Annotated in this window: 17 protein-coding genes; 10 read left to right on the top strand and 7 right to left on the bottom strand. The window is 38.9% G+C overall.

What is annotated here, in order from left to right; translation table 11 throughout:
* The first annotated feature begins 191 nt into the window (after positions 1-191).
* The 5 genes from WAA15_RS04560 (at position 192) to WAA15_RS04580 (ending at position 6,662) form a co-directional block, all read left to right on the top strand.
* On the top strand, positions 192-575 hold the full coding sequence (locus WAA15_RS04560) for an iron chaperone (protein ID WP_337041323.1): 384 nt from the start codon (positions 192-194) through the stop codon (positions 573-575).
* A 97-nt stretch (positions 576-672) separates the two neighbouring features.
* The gene (locus tag WAA15_RS04565) at positions 673-1,017 is read left to right on the top strand and encodes a hypothetical protein (protein WP_337041324.1); all 345 of its coding nucleotides are present in this window, start codon (positions 673-675) and stop codon (positions 1,015-1,017) included.
* Between the two features lie 108 nt (positions 1,018-1,125).
* The gene (locus tag WAA15_RS04570; RefSeq protein ID WP_337041326.1) at positions 1,126-4,254 is read left to right on the top strand and encodes an efflux RND transporter permease subunit; all 3,129 of its coding nucleotides are present in this window, start codon (positions 1,126-1,128) and stop codon (positions 4,252-4,254) included.
* Positions 4,251-5,483, top strand: a complete 1,233-nt coding sequence (locus tag WAA15_RS04575; protein WP_337041327.1) for a TolC family protein — start codon at positions 4,251-4,253, stop codon at positions 5,481-5,483. The genes WAA15_RS04570 and WAA15_RS04575 overlap by 4 nt, the downstream gene beginning before the upstream one ends.
* 12 nt (positions 5,484-5,495) lie before the next feature.
* Positions 5,496-6,662 (top strand): efflux RND transporter periplasmic adaptor subunit, encoded by a 1,167-nt coding sequence (locus WAA15_RS04580; RefSeq protein ID WP_337041328.1) that lies wholly within the window; start codon positions 5,496-5,498, stop codon positions 6,660-6,662.
* 1 nt (position 6,663) lies between these two features.
* On the opposite strand, the gene WAA15_RS04585 is transcribed toward WAA15_RS04580, so the two are convergent.
* Both WAA15_RS04585 and WAA15_RS04590 read right to left on the bottom strand, forming a co-directional pair.
* A complete protein-coding gene (locus tag WAA15_RS04585; RefSeq protein WP_337041330.1) occupies positions 6,664-7,311 on the bottom strand; it encodes an MBL fold metallo-hydrolase in 648 nt (215 codons plus the stop codon).
* Positions 7,312-7,520: 209 nt separating this feature from the next.
* Positions 7,521-7,868, bottom strand: a complete 348-nt coding sequence (locus tag WAA15_RS04590; RefSeq protein ID WP_337041331.1) for a LytR/AlgR family response regulator transcription factor — start codon at positions 7,866-7,868, stop codon at positions 7,521-7,523.
* A gap of 793 nt (positions 7,869-8,661) precedes the next feature.
* On the opposite strand from WAA15_RS04590, the gene WAA15_RS04595 reads away from it, so the two are divergent.
* Entirely contained in the window at positions 8,662-11,349 is a 2,688-nt protein-coding gene (locus WAA15_RS04595) for a CHAT domain-containing protein (RefSeq protein WP_337041332.1), read from the top strand.
* On the opposite strand, the gene WAA15_RS04600 is transcribed toward WAA15_RS04595, so the two are convergent.
* The 3 genes from WAA15_RS04600 to WAA15_RS04610 all read right to left on the bottom strand — a co-directional run bounded on the left by WAA15_RS04600 (position 11,336) and on the right by WAA15_RS04610 (position 14,407).
* Positions 11,336-12,004: a hypothetical protein gene (locus WAA15_RS04600; protein ID WP_337041333.1), complete on the bottom strand. Its 669-nt coding sequence runs from the start codon at positions 12,002-12,004 to the stop codon at positions 11,336-11,338. The two genes, WAA15_RS04595 and WAA15_RS04600, sit on opposite strands and share 14 nt — an antisense overlap.
* Positions 11,991-12,578: a hypothetical protein gene (locus WAA15_RS04605; RefSeq protein WP_337041334.1), complete on the bottom strand. Its 588-nt coding sequence runs from the start codon at positions 12,576-12,578 to the stop codon at positions 11,991-11,993. The genes WAA15_RS04600 and WAA15_RS04605 overlap by 14 nt, the downstream gene beginning before the upstream one ends.
* A gap of 92 nt (positions 12,579-12,670) precedes the next feature.
* Positions 12,671-14,407: a hypothetical protein gene (locus WAA15_RS04610; protein WP_337041335.1), complete on the bottom strand. Its 1,737-nt coding sequence runs from the start codon at positions 14,405-14,407 to the stop codon at positions 12,671-12,673.
* A 170-nt stretch (positions 14,408-14,577) separates the two neighbouring features.
* On the opposite strand from WAA15_RS04610, the gene WAA15_RS04615 reads away from it, so the two are divergent.
* The 4 genes from WAA15_RS04615 (at position 14,578) to kynU (ending at position 17,152) form a co-directional block, all read left to right on the top strand.
* On the top strand, positions 14,578-14,775 hold the full coding sequence (locus WAA15_RS04615; RefSeq protein WP_337041337.1) for a hypothetical protein: 198 nt from the start codon (positions 14,578-14,580) through the stop codon (positions 14,773-14,775).
* A 378-nt stretch (positions 14,776-15,153) separates the two neighbouring features.
* Positions 15,154-15,357, top strand: a complete 204-nt coding sequence (locus tag WAA15_RS04620) for a hypothetical protein (protein WP_337041339.1) — start codon at positions 15,154-15,156, stop codon at positions 15,355-15,357.
* 154 nt (positions 15,358-15,511) lie between these two features.
* On the top strand, positions 15,512-15,745 hold the full coding sequence (locus WAA15_RS04625) for a hypothetical protein (RefSeq protein WP_337041341.1): 234 nt from the start codon (positions 15,512-15,514) through the stop codon (positions 15,743-15,745).
* 132 nt (positions 15,746-15,877) lie between these two features.
* Positions 15,878-17,152, top strand: a complete 1,275-nt coding sequence (gene kynU / locus WAA15_RS04630; protein ID WP_337041343.1) for a kynureninase — start codon at positions 15,878-15,880, stop codon at positions 17,150-17,152.
* Between the two features lie 64 nt (positions 17,153-17,216).
* Here the strand turns inward: kynU and WAA15_RS04635 are convergent, their stop codons facing one another.
* Positions 17,217-19,130 carry a YgiQ family radical SAM protein gene (locus tag WAA15_RS04635; RefSeq protein WP_337041344.1) on the bottom strand — a complete coding sequence of 638 codons (1,914 nt, stop codon included), beginning with the start codon at positions 19,128-19,130 and terminating at the stop codon, positions 17,217-17,219.
* A 98-nt stretch (positions 19,131-19,228) separates the two neighbouring features.
* On the bottom strand, positions 19,229-20,524 hold the full coding sequence (locus WAA15_RS04640; protein WP_337041345.1) for an APC family permease: 1,296 nt from the start codon (positions 20,522-20,524) through the stop codon (positions 19,229-19,231).
* Between the last annotated feature and the right edge of the window lie 468 nt (positions 20,525-20,992).

Genomic DNA, 20,992 nt, shown 5'->3' on the forward strand with positions numbered 1-20,992 from the left:
TAATTGCCAAATAATCCTCAATAGATTATAAAAAACAACAAATTTAATTTTTAGACATGCTCTAATATTAAAAAAGTGTGCCACTAAACAAGTATCATTTTATTGGCACAATAAAAACTTTATGCGCGTTTCTTCTGGGCATACTTCTTTATTAAATAATGCTTATATTTAAGCAAAGAATAAAAAACACTATGAACGAAAAATTAGCTAAAAACATTGACGAATATATCAGTTGGTTTCCTGCTGAGGTACAGGAGATTCTGCAGAAAGTACGTGAAACTATCAAGGCAGCAGCCAATGATGCCAAAGAAGATATTAAATATGCCATGCCTACGTTTGTGCTGAACGGTAACCTTGTGCATTTTGCAGCTTTTAAAAACCATATAGGATTTTACCCTGCCCCTACGGGTACCGAAACCTTCAAAGAAGAATTATTGGCTTACAAAACCGGAAAGGGCTCAGTACAGTTTCCTTTAGACAAACCTATTCCTTATGCGCTTATTACAAAAATAGTGCAATTCAGGGTAGCAGAAAACCTTAAAAAAGCGCAAACTACACAGATTAAAAATAAATAGTGAATCATGTTTTTTTGCTAAAACTTTTTATATTTGCAAAAAAACATCTATAAATCTGAAGCGTTTTATTGCTTTAATACTGTTTGTTACTATCTTTTTGGGTAGTTTAGTTCCGAAAGCTAACTGGAGCCAATCCATTAAGCTCTCAGAACTAGTTACGCATTATTATCAGCATAAAAAGGACGCACCAAAAGATTTTAACCTCTGGGATTTTCTGGTAATGCATTATTCGGCTAACTCGAAACACGCCAATACTACCAAGCATCCGCAATTACCCTCATTCGATATTAACGGCATCAGTTATCTATATCTGATACCTGCTTTACTCATTTTTTCCTGTCTTAAAATAGCTTCTTCTATTACAAAAGAAGACCATTTTAACTGGCTGAATCACTACTTCTTCTCGGTAGACAAAACTCTTCTGAACCCACCCCGATTCTGAAATAAAAACTCTCGTTTTATTATTTTTCTTGAATAGCGTATGCTTATAAGTTGCTGCTTGTAAGTTTTCTGTTCAGGGGTTTATTCATTTTAATTACCAAGAATCTATATGTTTGATGCCATAATAAAGTTTAGCATTCATAATAAAATTATTATTGGGCTAATGGTATTTGCACTAGCTGGTTGGGGGGGCTACTCGCTTACACAGTTACCAATTGATGCCATACCCGATGTTACCAACAATCAGGTGGTTATACTTGCCCAGACACCTACATTGGCCGCTCAGGAAGTAGAGCAATACATTACTTTTCCGATTGAACAACAAATGGCCAATCTGCAAGGAGTAGAAGAAATCAGGTCTACTTCTCGGCTCGGGTTAGCTGTTATTACTATTGTTTTCGACGAATCAATAGAGATACTCCGCGCACGGCAATTAGTAGCAGAACAACTTACTGCAATTCAGGATAAAATTCCGACACAGTTCGGCAAACCTGAACTTGCACCTATTACTACCGGATTAGGTGAGATTTATCAGTATACGATTGTTCCGTTGAATGGCTATGAAAACCGCTATTCGCTTACAGACTTAAGAACTATTCAGGACTGGATTGTGAAACGCCAGTTGGCAGGGGTAAAGGGTGTAATTGAAATCAGTAGTTTTGGAGGGTACGTAAAACAGTATGAAATAAGTGCAAACCCCGAACGCTTACGCGCCAATAACACTAGCCTGACCGAACTGTTCGATGCCTTGAAACGCAACAACGCCAATACAGGTAGTAGTTATATTGAGAAAAACAGTCAGGCGTACTTCATCAGGGGTGAAGGAACAGTTAAAAGCCTGAACGACATTAACAATATTGTTATCAAGAATGTTAACGGTATTCCGCTGTTGGTGTCAGATGTAGCTACTGTACAATTTGGGCATGCCAATCGTTTCGGAGCCATGACACAAGACGGCCACGGCGAAGCCGTAGGTGCAGTAGTACTGATGTTGAAAGGTGCCGACTCAGAAAAAACTATTAAAGGAGTAAAAGAACGCATTGCACGTATTCAGAAAAGCCTACCCGAAGGGTTAGAAATACGGGCTTTTATTGACCGTACCAAACTCATTGATAAATCGATAAACACAGTTGAAAAAAACCTGATTGAGGGGGGGCTGATTGTGATTTTCGTATTAGTGTTGCTGATGGGGAGTATTCGGGCAGGTTTACTGGTTGCATCGGTTATTCCGTTATCAATGTTAGCTACCCTAAGCCTGATGAATGTATTTGGCATTTCGGCTAACCTGATGAGTTTGGGAGCTATCGATTTCGGGTTAATTATTGACGGCTCTATTATTGTAGTAGAGGGTATCTTACATTATTTACAACATCAGAAACTTATTCCGGGCCAACAGGCAAAACTATCGCAGACAGAAATGGATGGAGTAGTGTTTAAGGCTACTTCTAAAATTCTGAATTCGGCTATTTTTGGGGTAATTATTATTCTTACGGTTTATTTGCCACTACTGTCACTGTCAGGTGTTGAAGGCAAAATGTTTAAACCTATGGCCATGACGGTCAGTCTGGCCATTATTTCGGCGTTGGTGCTTTCATTAACTTATGTACCAATGGCTTCGGCACTGTTCCTTAAAAACGAAGGGCAAAAGCACTTCAAGTTATCCGACAAAATAGTCAATACACTGTACGGCATATACGAACCAGTAGTTAAATGGGCTTTGCATAAGAAAAAACTGGTGATTGGTATTGCCATAGCATTTTTTGCAGGTAGTTTGGTGGTTTTCTCTTTTTTAGGTGGCGAGTTTATTCCGACATTAGATGAGGGTGATATTGCCATCGATTTCCAGACACCTCCGGGAACCTCCCTGTCAACCACTGTCGATGCTACCTTGAAAGCCCAAAAAGCTTTAAAGAAACATTTTCCTGAAATTCAGCAGATAGTGGGCCGTATAGGTTCTTCTGAAGTACCCACCGACCCCATGCCAGTTGAGATGTCGGACCTCATGATTAATATGAAAGACAAATCGGAATGGGTATCGGCCGAATCAAAAGATGAAATGTTTGAAAAAATGGCTAAGGTAATCGAAACCGAAGTGCCGGGCACAAGCGTTGAGTTTACTCAGCCTATTCAGATGCGTTTTAATGAAATGATTGCAGGAGCAAGGTCTGAGATAGTAGTCAAGATTTTCGGAAATGACCTTGAAAAACTGGCTGAAAGAGCCAATGCCGCCGCCAAAGTTATTTCAAAAATTGAAGGAGTAGCCAGTATTAAAGTAGAACGCGTAGTAGGCTTACCTCAAATATCGGTTACTTATAAGCGAGCCAAAATAGCACAATATGGTTTAAACATAGAAGACCTGAATCTGATACTAAAAACAGCCTTTGCCGGAGAAACCTCAGGTGTTGTTTTTGAAGAAGAAAAGCGTTTCGATATGGTACTCAGGCTAGACTCTACTTACAGGGGCGATATTAACAATATTAGAGCCCTCTATGTGAAACTTCCTAATGGGTCTTATATAAACTTTGATGATGTGGCCGATATTCGTTATGTATTAGCTCCGGCCCAGGTTTCACACGAAAATACCCGCCGAAGAATTACGCTAGGTATTGGTGTGCAAAACCGCGACGTTGAAAGCCTTGTGAAAGAAATTCAGAGTAAGATGGAGGCAAATATTAAACTACCTTCAGGCTATTACTTTGCCTATGGTGGTGCTTTTGAAAATCTTCAAAAAGCCAAAAGCCGATTAAGCATAGCCGTACCTATTGCGCTTTTGCTCATTTTCATGTTGCTATATTTCACTTTCCATTCGTTCAGACAGGCACTTATGATTTTTACGGCTATTCCGCTTTCGGCTATTGGTGGCATAATGGCCTTATGGGTGCGCGATATGCCTTTCAGTATTTCGGCAGGGGTTGGTTTTATTGCCTTGTTTGGAGTAGCAGTGCTAAATGGAATTGTACTTATCAGCTATATGAATCAACTGGCCGAAGAAGGCTATAACAACATTCATGAGCGTATTATACACGGGGTTAAGAACCGTTTCCGACCAGTTATGATGACCGCCGCGGTTGCCTCATTAGGCTTTTTACCGATGGCTATTTCGCATTCGGCTGGCGCAGAAGTACAAAAACCACTGGCTACGGTTGTTATCGGGGGTTTAATATCGGCCACTTTGCTTACGTTGGTAGTGCTACCCGTTATCTACGGATTATTTACTAAAAAGGGAGAAACGCAATGAGAAAGAACACCATAAACATAAAAAATATCATAAAAGCAACAGGCTATTATTGCCTGCTTCTGGCACTGCTACTACCAGCCGGTAGTTTTGCACAAAGGCTATCTTTGCCCCAAAGTATAGAACTTGCCTATAAGAATAATCAGCTTTTGCTAATGAATGAATTAGAAACAGAAGCACAGCAGGTACTGATAAAAACAGCAAGAGATTTACCAAAAACGACTCTTGATGTACAGTATGGCCGCACACAGGCCCCACGCACCAACGACTATATCGTGAATCTGGTACAGCAGTTTGCCCATCCGAAACTCTATCAGGCCAATAAAACCTTACAGGAAAGCTACGTGGAAGCTAGCCGTAGGAATAATCAGCTTACTAAAAATGAGCTTGCAGCGGCTGTTAAACAACTATACTATCAGATGCTGTATTACCAGCAACTGCGTACTAGCCTGATACAACAGGACAGCCTGTATCGTAGCTCTCTAAAGGCTGCTGAAACAAAATATAAAACAGGAGAAAGTAACCTACTCGAAAAAGTAAACGTGGAGGTAAGAGCCAGAGAAATTGCAAACAAACTGGAAATATTAAAAAGAGACGAAGCCATTACCCAACAGCAATTACAAACTTTATTGCACCTCGACCAGCCTTTTCAAGTAGATTTGTTATTACCCCTTAAACGTGATACTACTCAGATTCTGCGGCCAGCGGCTTTATCGGGCAATCCTTTGCTGTCTATTGCCGAACAGCAACTAACCATAAACAAACAATTGACAAATCTGGAACGGCAAAAATTAAAACCTGATTTCAGAGTTGGGTTAACTAACCAGAGTATTGAGCATATTAATAACCAGATAGCCCTGATGGGGGGCATAGGTATCCCGATTTTTACAAAGGCACAGAAAGCACGTATTGAAGCCGCCAAAGTGAACGAAAAAATCAAGGAAACACACATTCAATACGTTGAAACACAGTTAACAGGGCAACTTAATATTCTGAAAAAAGACTACGAGAAACATCAGCAATCTCTGGCTTATTATGAAAACTTTGCCCTGCCACAAGCCGATTTAATTATCAGAAATGCAACGAAAAGTTACAAGAGTGGCGAAATAGACTACATGGAATTCATCCAGAATAGTCAACAAGCCTGGCAAATTAAAGACGCTTACCTTTTAACCACTCTGAATTTTAACCAAACTGTTATTCAGATAGAAACTATTTTAGGAATCCAGTAAAATTATTGTATCATGAAATCATCTGTTTTTATAGCTATATTTATTGCCGCTTTAAGTCTTTCTTGTTCAAAAAAACAGGAAGCGGCCTCTACTACTACCGAAACTCCGCAAAAAGAAGCGAAGGCTGAAACCATCAAAATTTCGGCTGAGCAATTTAAAAATCTGCATCTAGAATTAGGCAATTTACAACAAACCCCTATTAATGATGAGGTAAAATCTACCGGAATGGTTGACGTACCACCCGAAAACGTGGCTTCGGTAAGTGTATTTATTCCGGGGTTTATTAAAAGTATTTCTCATAATCATTCTTTACCCGGCCAGTTTGTTTCAAAAGGTACTGTGCTAGCAACAGTTGAAGGCATTGAGTTTATTCAGATGCAGCAAGATTATTTACAGGCACTGGCACAGAACGGCTTTCTTGCAAAAGAACTGGAACGCCAGCAAACCTTAAATGCCGAAGATATTGGTGCCAAGAAAAAATTACAACAGGCAGAGTCAGAATTTAACAGCAATCAGGCATTGGTAAAGTCATTAGAAGCCAAATTGAAGATGCTGGGTATTAATCCGGTTAATCTAAAAAAACAGGATATTTCTCCGGTTCTTAACATCTATGCGCCTATCAGTGGTTTTATTAAAAGCTCGAGTGCCAGTATTGGCAAATCGGTAGCACCTAACGATGTATTGTTTGAAATTGTAAGCAAAGAGCACCTCCATATTGAACTAAAAGTACTCGAAAAAGACGCATTCAAGATTGAAAAAGGGCAAAAAGTACTGGTTGAAGAAGCAAGTCTGGGCAATAAACTGGTTGGAACAGTATTTCTGGTTGGAAAAGCCTTTGAGGGAGAAGCAAAGTCAATTAATGTACACGTACATATCGACAACGAACAACAGGAACAGAAATTAATTCCGGGGATGTTCATCAATGCCAAAATCATGACCGGTACACGCACAACCAGTACCCTACCCGAAAGTGCCCTTTTGCGTGAGGCCGAAGGCACATTTGTGTTGATACTGGACAAACAGGATAACAAGGAAGTGAGCTTCAAGAAAGTACCTGTCAGAACAGGAATTTCCCAGCAAGGAAATATTGCCGTTGAATTACCCGAAAATTATACAACGGCTTCGTCTATTGTAATTAAAAACGGGCATTTTCTGGCCAGTATGGGCACAGAAGAATAATTTAGCCCAATTGGTTAATAAACGGATTGGAACGTCGCTCCTGCCCGATGGTAGTTGGGTCATTATGCCCCGCATATACCTGATAATCGTCGGCTAAGGTAAGGAATTTTGTTTTAATACTATTCATGAGGTCGGTGTAGCTACAAAGCGGGAAGTCAGTCCGCCCTACACTGCCTCTGAAAAGTACGTCGCCACCAATAATGAATTTTTGTGCGTGATTAACAAAAGCCAGATGGCCGGGTGCATGGCCGGGTACAAATAATATTTCCAGTTCAGTGTTACCAAATCTGATAACGTCTCCTTCATCAATAAAGCCATCAGCTTCTACTGGTTCATAGCCTTTTATGCCCCACATCATACAACGATGCTCTACATTGCTTAAAACCGGAAGTTCGTTTTTGTGCATGAGCATCTTTACGCCAAACTTGCGTTTTACAAAAGCACTACCAAATACGTGGTCGAGATGAGTATGCGTCTGAAGCAGGTGCTTAACTGTTAGCTGGTTATCTGCAATAAAGTCGGCTAGTTCTTCTTTTTCATATTGTGCCAGACAGCCCGGGTCGATAATAACAGCTTCCCGTGTTTCGTCCCACAGAATATAGGTATTCTCGGCAAAAGGTGAAAATGTAAAATAATGGATATTTATCATGTGCTATTTCATTCAATATCCAAAGGTATGAAGATTTTGGGTGTAATAGCACTAATTGCCGTACTTCTGCAATAAATCCTGAAAATCGGTATCAACAAGAAAACCGTTCCAGTCTTCGTCTTTTTTGAAGTATAAATGTCAGAGTTTCAAATCTCAATAGCTTTCTATGTTGGGAGCTAGCTGGCAATAAACAGTACCTCCATGAAACATCAAATCTCAAACTTACGATTCTCTTGCCTTTGTTGTAACTGTACCTGCTTGAGTTTTTTTCGCAAACCTGCTATTTTACGGCGTGATACCGTCAGAGTGGCGTTGTCTTTTAGCTCAATTAGCTTCATGGCATCAGGTTTTTCTTTAACGTAGTCCAGATTAATTAAATAAGATTTATGGATACGATAAAATCCCATAAACTCGACATACATTTGAATATGCTTCAGTGGTTTAACAATAACCTGCCTACGCCCATTTGAATAATGAGCAATAGTGTAATTTACATAAGCCTCAAAGAAAACTATCTCATCGGGGTTTATCTGGCATCTGGCAGTAACCTGTATCATAAATATCTAATTTATAAAATCATTAATTTTTATTTACCTGTTTGGGTTTACAAAACCTGCTTTCAGTTTTTACATTGAAAGCAGGCCGTATACAGCAGTTATTTCTTTATCCGTAATTGTAGCAGATTTTTGAGTTTAATTTTTTAGTCTTTTTTTGTAAGCATACGTACCATAAGGCACATATAATCTTTACTTAGAGGCAAAAGCAGCAGGGAATTCTTCGGGCTACTGTTGTAACGTACCTTGTTATGGCAAGGCTTTGTTTGCTGTTTTTTGCAGGAGATTGGCTTGTTTATACCTGATATTTACCTGATAAAACAATACATTGTCACCTGCTTATGCTACTGAAAATATTTTTCGTTTGATAAACAAACGGCATAACTACAAAAGCAAATCGGTATAGGGCTGGCCTATCTGTTACCAGTGTAGTTTGTATGACGGATAAAGAAAAAATGCTGATGTCTTTTCATAGAGTTGGGCTTTTATTGTTTAATGGTAGAACACTGGAAAAAGGTTAGAAGAAAATTTGATTTTTTTACAAAATTTTTCATTCACCCATTTTCACAGAATATTAGATGGCTATTAAGCCAAAAAATAGAAATATAGCAACACAATTAATCTAAAAACCACTCTGCTACTTATTTACAGACAATAAAGATTTGTAGCCCTTTTAAACTTTACTTACGGATAAATATTAAAACTTACGGAGATAAATAGAGGTGTGGGTTTCTTGGAGGTTTTAGTCTAAATTTATAAATTTGAACAACCTACAACCCGACCAACCCTACAAGTTTTGAGAACTTTACTATTTCTGATCTGTTTTCAGATTAATGCTGTGGCTCAGAAATCAATTATTTCGCTTTGGAATCAAGGCAACAAAGCAGCAAAACATTCGGCCAAAGAAGCGTTAGTGCTGCACCAACAAGCCTTTGAACTAGCCAAAAAAGAAAATAATTATATCTGGCAAGCCAATATTCTGACCGATATTAGTGGTGCCTATTTCGGCTTAGGCCAATACGCTGATGGAACTGATGCTTGCCTGCAAGGAATCAGGATACTGGAGATACACAAGATTAGCATTGATTCTATCCGCTTCAAATTATTATCGGCTCTGGCTGCCAATTATAAGGTGAGGTATCGGATAGCCGATTCACAAAAATACTATGCCCTTGCTAATAATATCATTGATGCGAATCCGCAACTGGCCGAACAGATTCCGCTCTATGCGGCCTATCATTATTCCAATCAGGGGGCTTTGTGGCTGAAACTGTATGATTTACAACAATCACGAATGTTTTATGAAAAAGCCTTGCAGATAGCAAAGAAAATTCCTGAAAAAAGTGAGTTTGCTCTTATACTTAGCAACCTAGCTAAGTTTTATTTATTTAATGAAGACTTTGACAAGGGTATCGAGGCCACCAAAAATGCTATTACAGCTTACCGGAAGTTAGCAGACTATAATAAGCCGGAATTAGGCAAAATGTATTTAATGCTGGGTGATTTTTATCTCAGGAAAAACCAGTTTGCTGAAGCCCGAAATGCGTATGAGTTAAGTTTAAAACTTTGCTCAAGCGACCTCAAAAATGCCGACAGTAAATTCTATGCCGATTTTGCTTTGTTAAGTATTGTTGAAATAGATATTCATCAAAAAAACTTCCAGTCGGCCGAAAACCTCATCAAACATATTTCATTAGCTGCCACTAATACAAACTCCTTGTACGAATATTGGAAAGTTTACGGAGAACTATTTGAAGCCAAGCAACAAAACGAAAAAGCACTCGAATGTTTCTCTAAGGCCCTCAACATTACAAAAACCAATAACGACGACATCAAATCATTTGAGATTTATAATTACCTGAGTAATATCAACTACAAACTTTTCAGTAAAAACAATAAAGATGTGTTTTTACAAAACAGTTTAAACCAAAAACTCAGTTGCATAGCCATAGCAAAGAGAATCCGGCAAAATTTTTTTGATATTGATTCCAAAGTATTTTTCACAGACAAATACTATAACCTTTATAAAGATGCCATTAAAATTAGCTTTCTGCTAATCAGCAGAAAAAAAGACACCCCATTACTAGAACAAACATTCCAATTGGCAGAAGAGGCAAAATCTGTGAGCTTATCTGACAAACAGTTTATCAATAACACGTTTCGTAATTTAAGAGAAGATAGTTTACTCATACAGGTAAACGACACGCAGGAGTATCTGAGTTATCTGAAAAATCAGAAAGAAAAAAACCTGCAAGACATCAATAATTTTGAAATCAGCCTCCGAAAACTTATAGAAAAAATCAGGTTTTCGAATCAGGCGTTATCAAGTATTTTTCAACCTGAGTCGCTGGCTAGTTATCAACATCTTAAAAGCAAAATACCACAAAAAACCATCTACCTGAACTACTTTATTCTGGAAAATCAGTTATTTTTAATTGCCTGTGATACCCGACAACTGTTTTTCCGTAGTATTGCGCTCAATAAAACAGCTTATCAGAGCCAGTTACATAGCTTAACGCAGGCACTTAGTCAGGAACCCTCTAAACACGCCGGATTTACCGGAACGGCTTCTTGTGAATTTTTTTATAACCTGCTTGTTAAAAGCGTTTTTCCTGAAATTGGCAAATACGAAAGAATTATTGTAAACCCTGACAATGATTTTTATAACGTAAGCTTTGATATTCTACAAAATAGCCGTACACAAAAGTATCTTATAGAAACCCATGCCATTACCTACACCAATAATCTGGAAAAGGTTGTTACACCTGCCAGAAAGGTAGAGATTTCAAAAAAATGGAATATTTTCTTACCCTTGAACGACTCGCTGAAAACGCTGGCTAGTGGTTTAAAACCTTTGAAATTCAGTTGGCAGGAAATAAAAGGTGTAATCAGCGATTTTTATACTGACCCTAACACAGGAAAGAAAACTTTTATGTCAAAACTACAAAAAGACTCTACCCGCGTGGTAATGATTGCCACACACGCAGAAGCTGGCAACGGCGACCCTTTCCTGATTTTTAATAATAGCAGTACCAACGCCGCTCGCTTATACGCCAGTGAACTTAAGTATATAGATACCAAAGTTCCACTGGTAATTCTGAGTGCCTGCCAAACCAATAGCGGTAAAACTTTTGGTGGTTTAGGGGTGCAATCTTTCAGTAAATCACTTGAGTTATCGGGTTGCCCTGCCGTTGTAGGGAGTTTCTGGCAAGCAGAAGACAACAGCCTTTCTGTACTGGTTAGTTTATTTTATCGGAATCTTATGAAAGGAATGGATAAAGACATTGCCTTACAAAAAGCCAAAATTGAATACCTGTCAACCGATACGGGCTTGCAGAACGATATTCCTTTTTATTGGGCGCATTTCCAACTTATGGGCAACAACCAACCTATTGTTTATGATAACTTCTGGTTAAGAGTCATGATTTTTTCTGTTTTAATGTTACTGGGTGGCTTTGCCATTTACTGGTTCAGAAAATCTTAGCTGCCATTAGTTGGGTTTTTATTTTCAGCTTGTTTAGTGCGCTTATTTTATATTTAGGATTTTCTATTTTTTCAAGTTCATCAATCAGTTTCTGGGCTTTTTCGGGCTCTCCATTTCGTAAATAAGCAATACAAAGATGCCATTTGAGTGCTTCATAAAACTGGTTACGAAGATTGGGCGTAGCAAGTGCCTGATGATAATATTTAATTGCTTCGGAGAAATTATCTGCATAGTAACTGGCTTTCCCCATCAAAAAAAGATTATACGAAACCTCTTGCGCCGATTGCGTAGTAGAACTTTTAGACTGTGGCTCACCCATTAAGGTACCTTGTTCGATAATAATATCAGGTAGATAATTACGATTCAGTAACAAATAGGTAAAAGTAGTTAATAAAATAACCGATGCTGCTAACGCTATTTTACCGAACGTAATGGTAAAAATACTTGGGCGCACCGACTTCTTTAAAACCATTTCAGCTTCTTTCTGCCAATGATAAAGCCTGATATTTTCTTCCAGAAATTTCATTTCTTCAAATTCTTCTCTGGCCGCTTCATCACGACCAATTAAGGCAAGAATTTCCTGTTTTTCAATCTCTGAGGCTTCGCCTCTGTGGAAATTGATAAATTTTTCAAAGTTTTCTTTATTCGTTTCCATAACCGAAATGTTTTTTCAGACAAGCAATAAGTTTATTTTTAGCATTGAAGAACCTTTGTTTAGCATTATTATGATTTTTCAAATCAAACTCTTCATGAATATCAACCACCCTTTTGCCTTCATAGAGAATAGCCTTCAGTATATCTTTACTTTTCTGGTCTAGTTTTTCCAGACACTCGCTTATAAAACGCCTTTTCTGATTCACATCAAAGGCAATTTCAGGATTAAACTCTTCATGTGTTTGCTCAAAGTCATTTTCTCTGGACTGAATATCCTCTTGTGGCAAAATATGTTTAGCTTCTTTAATCCAGGCGGCTTTTACTAAATGATGAAAGAAGGTATACATCTGCACGCCAGGAATAATCTGATACTTTTGTGTCTGAATAGCCAGTATCATATTTAAGGCTGCCGACTGCCATATATCTTCCGGCGGAATCCGGCCCTGTTGTTTTCTAACCCATGAAGTAACTCTGGTCTTGAAAGCCTTTTCAAGAAGATGACACCCTTCTTCTCTGTCACGGCTTGAGTGTGACCTTAATAATTTCACTATTTTTTCTTCGATATTCTCTTTCAATGTAAAAGTTTCATTTAAAAATGGCTGAATAAACCTGAAAGATACTTACCTCTAAAAGCTGGCCTTATTGCCTTTATAACCCTCAGTGAAAGCTAGATTTCAAGATTAAAATAAATATATAAGTAATCATCTTTAAAAAGCTCACAATTTACTTTAATTGTGAAAATTTTAGGATTAGCGGGGTCAATATCAAGGCTATGGTCAAAATCCATCTGGAGTTTATTTCTGTCTATTTTGTTTATTACAAAGTTTTTGTAGGGCAGCGTAGCGGTTGGGAGCGTTATCATTTTCATGCTATTGCGGTCTGGTACATTAAAACAATAGGTAATCTGGCTGATATTTATTTTCATGGCTTCAAAATCTTCAATAGACCCAAAATCAATTACTATTTCAGAAACCTGTGTTATTTCTTCAAAACTGATAGCAATACGTTTAGTATTAATAAAATCGTTGATGAAAGTGGCCTTTGAAACAAAGGTATCATCTTTTTCATCGACTACCAGATTACTATATTTAGGATGAGGTTTCCTGAAATCGTTATCCAAATCATTGTTCGCTATCGGAAACAAAGCCTGAACATCTACAATACCGGTTTCGTCTTCGGCTTCAAAACTTACTTTATGTTTCTGAACTTCATGCTTGGTATATTGGCATATTTTCATTAGCATATATTCGTCTTCTACCACAATCCGCTGCCTTACATTTTGCATTTCGGTGTATTTGTGGTCTCTGTAATATTTAACAATCTCTCTTTCATAGCTTACAGGTTTTTTTCCGAGACGGTTAAAATGCACATACACCGATTGTTTCCGATAAACTTTAGGCTCGCTTAATTTCTCTTTTTCAATGGCACTGAGATGTTGTTTTTTTATATTTACCAAATCGTCAAGACTAAAATATGGCACTTCGTCTGCTCCGAGAAAAGCCTCAATTTCTTCCAGAACCACACTGGCTTCGGGTTCATCAAAAAACTCCTTTACTTTTGCGCCTAATTCTTTGGCATCAAACACTATTCCTCCTGTCAGTTCAGGCTGTTGATTATCCGGCAATTTTATAAGCATTTCTTTAACCAATACAGGCTTATTGCCATCAATACTAAAGGCCGAACTGATACAGGCTAGCATATTAGGACTAATTTCTTTCGTATCGGCAATAACAAACTTACGTTTTTGTTTCTTTTTACCTGTCAGGTCGAACATATAGCTTGAGTCATCCTGCACCGTAACTTTTCCGTGATACGAAATTTCGGCATTATAGCCTTCGCGGTCTACCAGCATCTGGCTGCCTAAAATCGAGAATCTGTACAAACAACGGGCATATTTATTTTGCTCGAGGTTTCTGTTAAAACTAAGCCAAGTACCTTTCAGGTATTTAATACCCGGGGTTAGCTTATCTGAAACATCTGCCGGAACCTCCCCGTCCAGATAAATCGGAAAGCCATTTTTTCTGAAATAATCACTCCAGTCAGCCTGTTGTGTATCCTGCGTTATATAAAACACCATCCGATTCAGGTAACCATATTGAAATGATTTTTCATGTCTGACAATCAGGTGGTTTCTTAAATATGTATCTGTTATTGCTTTTTTTCCTTTTTCTAAATCTGCATCAATCGGAATCCTACATTGCTTGTAGTCGGTATCACGACCGAAATTAATCATAAACCTACTTTTCAGGTTTCTGTTTTGCCAAAACTCAAGGGCCGACGAAATCTTCTGGGTACTGAGGTCTCTTTTTTCATTTTTCTGGAACTTTAACAACATTCTTTTCCAAAGCCAGTCTATCTCATCGTCGTTCAATAGAACAGAATTACTTCTAGGGTTATTAATCATTTTCGATGAAAATTTTTGAAAGTTTATTTATCTAAACAATAGCCATAAACAACTGAAAATAAGCCAATTAATCGAATCTGGAAGCTACTCACCTACACCTATAACCCCTCCTAAAAACCGCGCTTTGTCAATCCCTAATTTCGATTCAACAAATCAAAATTAACAATAAAATGACAAAAGCAACTCAAACTTCAGCGGCCTTCAGAAAGGCCCTTTTCATGACCTTACTTATAACTGGCTTCGGCCTTAGCTCGTGTGAGAGCGAGTTAGTTGACCCTAAAAAACCATTACCGACTTATGCCGATGATGACCCTCCGAAAGACAATGGGCCTATTCGCCCTCCTAGTGGTGGTGGTTCAGGCAGTTAAGCCTGATTCGTTTCAGACAGTTCAGAATCAAAGACTCTCTAATTACTAGAGAGTCTTGATTAAACTACACTGTTTCTTTCATTAACCACATATTCATTATTTGTACTTTTTCTATATAGCTCCCTAATAATTTTTTTATTCTTCTGGTTTATTTTCTTTTATCCTGTATCCTGCCAAAGTTTCTTCTTCATTACAAATCTGCTACACAAACAGCCAATATTTTTCAAAAATAATCACCCTTAAAAATTCACATAATTTACTAATAATCAGACACTTATTTCTATCTCTTAGTAACTCATTTTTACCCAATCCGGCTAGCCCTTTAGGGGTTGTTTCATGCTGTAATTTCGATTCGTCAAACCAAAAAACGGAGACAAAATGAAAAAAATGAATCAACCCCTATCAGTACTAAGAAAGGGATTTTTCTTAGTATTGGTGCTAGCAGGTTTCGCACTAAGCTCTTGCGAAACAGAATCGGTTACTCCTCAGCAACAGCCTAATACCTTCGCGGACGATGACCCGCCCAAGGATACCGGCCCAATTCGCCCTCCGGGTGGTGGTGGAGGTAGTTCGGGAGGCTGATTTATATCTATTTAATTAGTTTAATTAAAGACTCTCTGCTTCAGGGAGTCTTTATTGTTTGATGTAGTTGTGTTAAAAAAAAGTTAGTAAAAAATATAACTTTTTTATTAGGGACTAGTATTAAGTATTAAAATCAAATACATAACTATTTATTATGAAGAATTTCCTTATACTTAAACCTGGGCCACCCAGCGCACGAGTAATAATGTTGGTATATTATCTTTTACAACTACTTACCATAGCTGCCTCTGTTTTGCTCATTCTGGATGGTATTGCAGACCCCTTCGGTTTATTTTTAATTATAGCAGGTGTAGTAATGTTGGTTTTTGTACCTATGCTCTGGCGAATTATTTTCGGGTTAATTCTGAAAACGGCAAAAGATGCTTAAGGCTAAAGAGTAAAAACACAGATAGCTAGTAGTAATCTACTGGCTTTTTTTGTTAATTGAGGTTGCATGAAAACTGGTATTTATCAGATTTATTCTAAAATTTGCACCTGATAAAATATTCTCAACAGCCAAATGACCGATACCTTTTACAAGAAAGCCCAATTACTTGACCAGAACGACAAACTAGCGCATTTTAAGGATTATTTTGTGCATGAAGCCGACACTATTTATCTGGACGGCAATTCGCTAGGCAAACTCCCTCAAAAAACTATTCAGCAAACCCAGCACTTGGTTACCCACCAATGGGGACAAGGCTTAATCAGAAGCTGGAATAATCACTGGATAGACTTACCACAGCAAACAGCTGCCAAAATTGCTAAAATAGTAGGGGCGCAAGAAGATGAAATTTTTGTAGGTGACTCCACATCACTCAACTTATACAAACTGGCTTTTGCTGCGTTAAAACTGAATGAGCCGAAAAAGAAAATTGTTTCTGACAACCTCAATTTTCCTACCGATTTATATATATTACAGGGCCTCATTGAGCAACAATTTCAGGGACATTCGCTGGCACTTGTCGAAAGTCAGGATAATCTGACGATTGAAGAAGCTGGCTTTGCGGAGGTAATTGATAACGACACCTCGTTGGTATTATTAAGCCATGTGGTTTTTAAAAGTGCGTTTATGTATAACATGGCGCGTATTAATGCCATAGCTCATCAGCACCAAGCACTTGTACTTTGGGACCTAAGCCATTCGGTTGGTTCTGTACCTGTTCATCTGAATGATACAAATGCCGACATGGCCGTGGGTTGTACCTACAAATACCTGAACGGTGGCCCGGGAGCTCCGGCCTTTTTGTATGTGCGTAAAGACCTACAAGCCCAGCTTACAAGCCCTATCTGGGCATGGTTCGGCCATCAGGCTCCATTCGATTTCAGCCTTCATTATCAACCCAAGCAAGGTATTCAACGTTTTGCCACAGGCACGCCTTCTGTTCTGTCTCTATCAGCTATCGGAGGGGGCGTTGATATTACCCTCGAAGCAGGCATGGAGGCGCTTCGGGAAAAAAGTGTGCAGCAAAGCGAGTTTATGATAGAACTTATTCAGAATTTGTTAGTTCCGTACGGTTTTTCTATTGCTTCTCCTCTGGATGTAAGCCGAAGGGGGTCGCATATTTCTATCAGGCACCCTGAGGGTTACCGAATAAGTCAGGCAATGATTAAACCGCAGGATGGTTCTAAAATTATTATTCCTGACTTCAGGCCACCAGATAACATCCGTTTGGGAATAGCTCCATTATACAACACTTATACAGAACTAGTAGAAAGTATTGAAAGAATCAGAAAGATTGTGGCAGAAGAACAGTTCAGCCATTATAGTGAAGAACGCCCCGATGTTACTTAAAAAGTACAAATACGTCTAAAATAAAAGTCCTCTTTTCAGGTAATCTTGAAAAGAGGACTTTTATTTATCTGAATTTCTTCTTTTTGTTTTTCACAGATGCTGCTGCGGTTGTCGTTTCCTTAGCAGGTGTTTTTTTAGATTTAGCCAACAAACGTTCGGCCAAGTCAGGGCGATTCAGTTTGTGCAAGCGGCTACGAATCCAGTCTCTGAACTCGGGTTTATACCAGAAGAAAAAGCGGTTTTGTGCCAGTTTTTCTTCACGTGTTTTGGCTGTTTTTACAGGTTGCAAGGTATAAGGATGCACCCCTGAATAATAAATAACCTCGGCCACTGTCATAGGGGTTGGCGTAAAATCCTGTACTTGTTCTAGCTGGAAACCGAGGTCTTTGGTTTCGGCAGCCAGATTAGCCATGTCGGCCTCTTCGCAACCCGGATGAGACGAAATAAAATAAGGAATCAGCGGTTGTTTCAAGCCATGTTTATCCTGTATTTTATCGTATTTTTGCTTAAACTTCCTGAAATATTTAAACGACGGTTTACGCATGACACGCAGGGTATCGTCAGAGGTATGTTCAGGGGCTACTTTCAAACGGCCCGATACGTGCCTTGTTACAAGTTGCTCCATGTACTCGTCATGGTTTCCGTCCTGATTGTTTTTATTAAAATCATCGACTAGTAAATCATACCGAATACCCGAACCCACAAAAGCCTTTTTAATGTCAGGATGTTGGTCTACCTTCTGGTAGATTTTTGTAAGCGGTTTATGAGAAGTATCAAGATTTGAACAGATAACCGGATGAATACAGCTTGGAGCCTGACAACGGGCGCAGATAGATTCGTCTTTACCTTTCATGCGGTACATATTGGCTGATGGCCCTCCGAGGTCTGAAATATACCCTTTAAACTCAGGATGCTTCGCAATTTCGTCGACCTCTTTCATGATAGACTCTTCACTTCTGGAAGCAATAAACTTACCCTGATGTGCCGAAATAGTACAGAAACTACACCCACCAAAGCACCCACGATGCATATTTACCGAGAACTTAATCATTTCATAGGCTGGAATTGGCCCACGTTTTTTGTATTTCGGATGTGGCAAACGAGTGTAAGGTAGGTCGAAGGACTTATCGATTTCTTTCTCATCCATTACTTTAAACGGCGGGTTAATCACCAACGTTTTTTCGCCTATTTGCTGGATTATCCGATTGGCCTGCCATTTGTTCGATTCTACCTCTACTATCTTGAAATTGGCGGCATATTTCAATTTATCTTTCAAACAAACTTCATGGCTTGCCAACTCAACGGTGTTCCAGTTTCTGTCGGCCGATAATGCTTCAGAGTTATCCTGCAAATAAGCTACCTGATTTATATTTCGGATAGTATTTAAAGGAACACCCTCTTTTACCAGTTTCAGGATTTCGCGTAGGGGCTGCTCACCCATGCCATATACCAGCAAGTCGGCCCCTGAATCGGCCAGAATCGAAGGCATTAATTCATCTTTCCAGTAATCATAATGAGTTACACGTCTTAAAGAAGCCTCTATGCCACCAATCAGTACAGGTACATCAGGATACAACTGTTTCAGGATTCTGGTATATACCGTTGTGGCGTAGTCGGGCCTGTAACCTGCTTCACCACCTGGGGTGTAAGAGTCGTTCGAGCGTAGACGTTTGTTAGCGGTGTAATGATTCACCATCGAATCCATACACCCCGCTGTAACCCCAAAAAAATACTTGGGTTTTCCATATTTTTTAAAGTCCCGCAGGTCATCTTTCCAGTTAGGCTGAGCAATGATAGCGGTTCTGAAACCTTCACTTTCAATAATACGCCCAATAACAGCCGTTCCGAAGGCCGGATGGTCAACATAGGCATCTCCCGAAACGAGAATTACGTCTATCTCGTCCCAGCCTCTCTTTTCCACTTCTTTGAGTGTCAGCGGTAACCAATCTGTTATGGGTCTTTCTGGTCTTATAATCATAGTACAAAATTACGGCTTTTTACGAGAAAATGGCAATTTCGTTATATATCCGCCAAGATTGAACAAAAAAATCGGCGAAAAAGTGGCAGCTATCAGCCTTATTTTCTGCGGCCCGACATTTTCACGAGCGCGTAAATACCCGATAGCAGCAACAAAGCAACTCCTATTCCCATCCATTCATCTTTTTGCAGGTTCGACAAAAACCATAAAATGGCAACAACTGCAATAAAAGGGATAAGCAACCCAAATGGAAGTCGGAACGTATTTTTGGCAGATACCTGACGCGTCAGTCTGAATTTTATAACTGCCAGCACAACTCCCAGATAAATAATAAGCAAAGAAGCACTGGCAATAATGGCTAATTGCTTGAAACCGCCTGTAACAGCAAATATAAAGTCGAGTAGGCCATAAATTATAATAGCCCAGTAAGGAGTAGCAAACCGTGTATGTATTTTAGCCAGAAATGCAGGAAACCACCCGCTCTGCGCGCCACCGAATAATACACGCGGATATGATAAAATAGAGCCACTCAATGACCCAAAGATAGAAACGATGCCTCCGATAGTCATTAAAGTAGCTCCCCATTTCCCGAATACCCGTTGAGCTACGGCTGCCAGCGGCGCATCTTTATAATGCACCAAATCGTTGCCTAGTACACCTTGTGCAATAGTCTGAATAACCATGTATAGCAAAATAACTGTACCAATACCCAACAGAATACCCACAGGAATTACCCTTTTAGGATTTTTTATTTCACCACTTACACTCAATGCGGCTTCTCCACCGCCAAAAGCAAAGAACAATAATAATGAGGCTCCGCCAATGCTTGAAACTGACGGAAAACTATGCCATTTCAGATTGTCGGGAGCAATACAGGTAACTCCGGCAACAATCAGCAACAATAACGGTATCAGTTTTAGAAAGGTATTTACTTTCACCATTCTGTTGCCATACTTTACACCCCTGATATTAACCCATGCAAAACCGCCAATAAGTAATATAAAAAACAGGCTTCTGAATATAGGTTTTTGTAGTTCGGGTATAAAAATGGCTATCATGTCGGCCATGGCATTCATTACGGCGGCATTCATTAATACACCTGTACCAAACCAGAAAAGAGAGTTCGATAAAAAACCTGCATAGTCGCCAAAAGCCTCTTGAATGTAGGCATAAGCTCCACCAGTAACCGTTATCTGGCTTCCTATTTCGGCAAAACATAGTACAATGGCAAACATCAGCACCCCGCAAACAACATAAGCCAGAATACTGGCTTCGGCCAGATAGGCGGCTACTAAAGCTGGTAACACAAAAATTCCTGCGCCTATTATCAGGTTAACGGTATTGGCAGCAAGGCCCAGTATGTCTATTTCTCTTTTCAGGGTATCGGGTTTCATCAGTAAGGGTATCGAGTTTTTACGGTAAAGTACGAAATTTTATGATACAACCACACATACCCATACAATGTTCGTACAAACAGAATTATACTTTTCCAATATATGGTTTATAAGCAGGCTTTTTTCATCACAACTGGTTAATTTATAGCTTGTATAACGACCTCCGAAAAATCTGTAAAATTAATCTATTCTGGCAAACTATCGGGAACGTTCCCGAAAACGCAACCGATATATATTATTAAAATTAGTCATAAAACTCTTTGTTTAATACAAAAAATACCTTAATATTCTTCTGATTTAAGCGTCAAAACAAGTATTTGCATATAGGCAACAAAATATCCTGAAACTATATCAATTGTATTTTTTCGGGAATTACCTAAATCTTAACCATACATCAGTTATTCCACTTATAACGCTGAGTTTGCTATCATGAAACAATTCTACATATAACGCGGGGCGTACTCGTAC

It is taken from the genome of Emticicia sp. 17c (genome assembly GCF_037153985.1).
In the GTDB taxonomy this organism is placed as follows: domain Bacteria; phylum Bacteroidota; class Bacteroidia; order Cytophagales; family Spirosomataceae; genus Emticicia.

What these genes read in the sequence shown, in the direction of transcription:
- WAA15_RS04615 (WP_337041337.1), top strand. Translation starts at nt 14,578, where the DNA reads ATGACAAAAGCAACTCAAACTTCAGCGGCCTTCAGAAAGGCCCTTTTC.
- WAA15_RS04590 (WP_337041331.1), bottom strand. Translation starts at nt 7,868, where the DNA reads ATGATACAGGTTACTGCCAGATGCCAGATAAACCCCGATGAGATAGTT.
- WAA15_RS04575 (WP_337041327.1), top strand. Translation starts at nt 4,251, where the DNA reads ATGAGAAAGAACACCATAAACATAAAAAATATCATAAAAGCAACAGGC.
- WAA15_RS04600 (WP_337041333.1), bottom strand. Translation starts at nt 12,004, where the DNA reads ATGGAAACGAATAAAGAAAACTTTGAAAAATTTATCAATTTCCACAGA.
- WAA15_RS04585 (WP_337041330.1), bottom strand. Translation starts at nt 7,311, where the DNA reads ATGATAAATATCCATTATTTTACATTTTCACCTTTTGCCGAGAATACC.
- WAA15_RS04625 (WP_337041341.1), top strand. Translation starts at nt 15,512, where the DNA reads ATGAAGAATTTCCTTATACTTAAACCTGGGCCACCCAGCGCACGAGTA.
- WAA15_RS04640 (WP_337041345.1), bottom strand. Translation starts at nt 20,524, where the DNA reads ATGAAACCCGATACCCTGAAAAGAGAAATAGACATACTGGGCCTTGCT.
- WAA15_RS04580 (WP_337041328.1), top strand. Translation starts at nt 5,496, where the DNA reads ATGAAATCATCTGTTTTTATAGCTATATTTATTGCCGCTTTAAGTCTT.
- WAA15_RS04610 (WP_337041335.1), bottom strand. Translation starts at nt 14,407, where the DNA reads ATGATTAATAACCCTAGAAGTAATTCTGTTCTATTGAACGACGATGAG.
- WAA15_RS04560 (WP_337041323.1), top strand. Translation starts at nt 192, where the DNA reads ATGAACGAAAAATTAGCTAAAAACATTGACGAATATATCAGTTGGTTT.
- WAA15_RS04620 (WP_337041339.1), top strand. Translation starts at nt 15,154, where the DNA reads ATGAAAAAAATGAATCAACCCCTATCAGTACTAAGAAAGGGATTTTTC.
- kynU (WP_337041343.1), top strand. Translation starts at nt 15,878, where the DNA reads ATGACCGATACCTTTTACAAGAAAGCCCAATTACTTGACCAGAACGAC.
- WAA15_RS04570 (WP_337041326.1), top strand. Translation starts at nt 1,126, where the DNA reads ATGTTTGATGCCATAATAAAGTTTAGCATTCATAATAAAATTATTATT.
- WAA15_RS04635 (WP_337041344.1), bottom strand. Translation starts at nt 19,130, where the DNA reads ATGATTATAAGACCAGAAAGACCCATAACAGATTGGTTACCGCTGACA.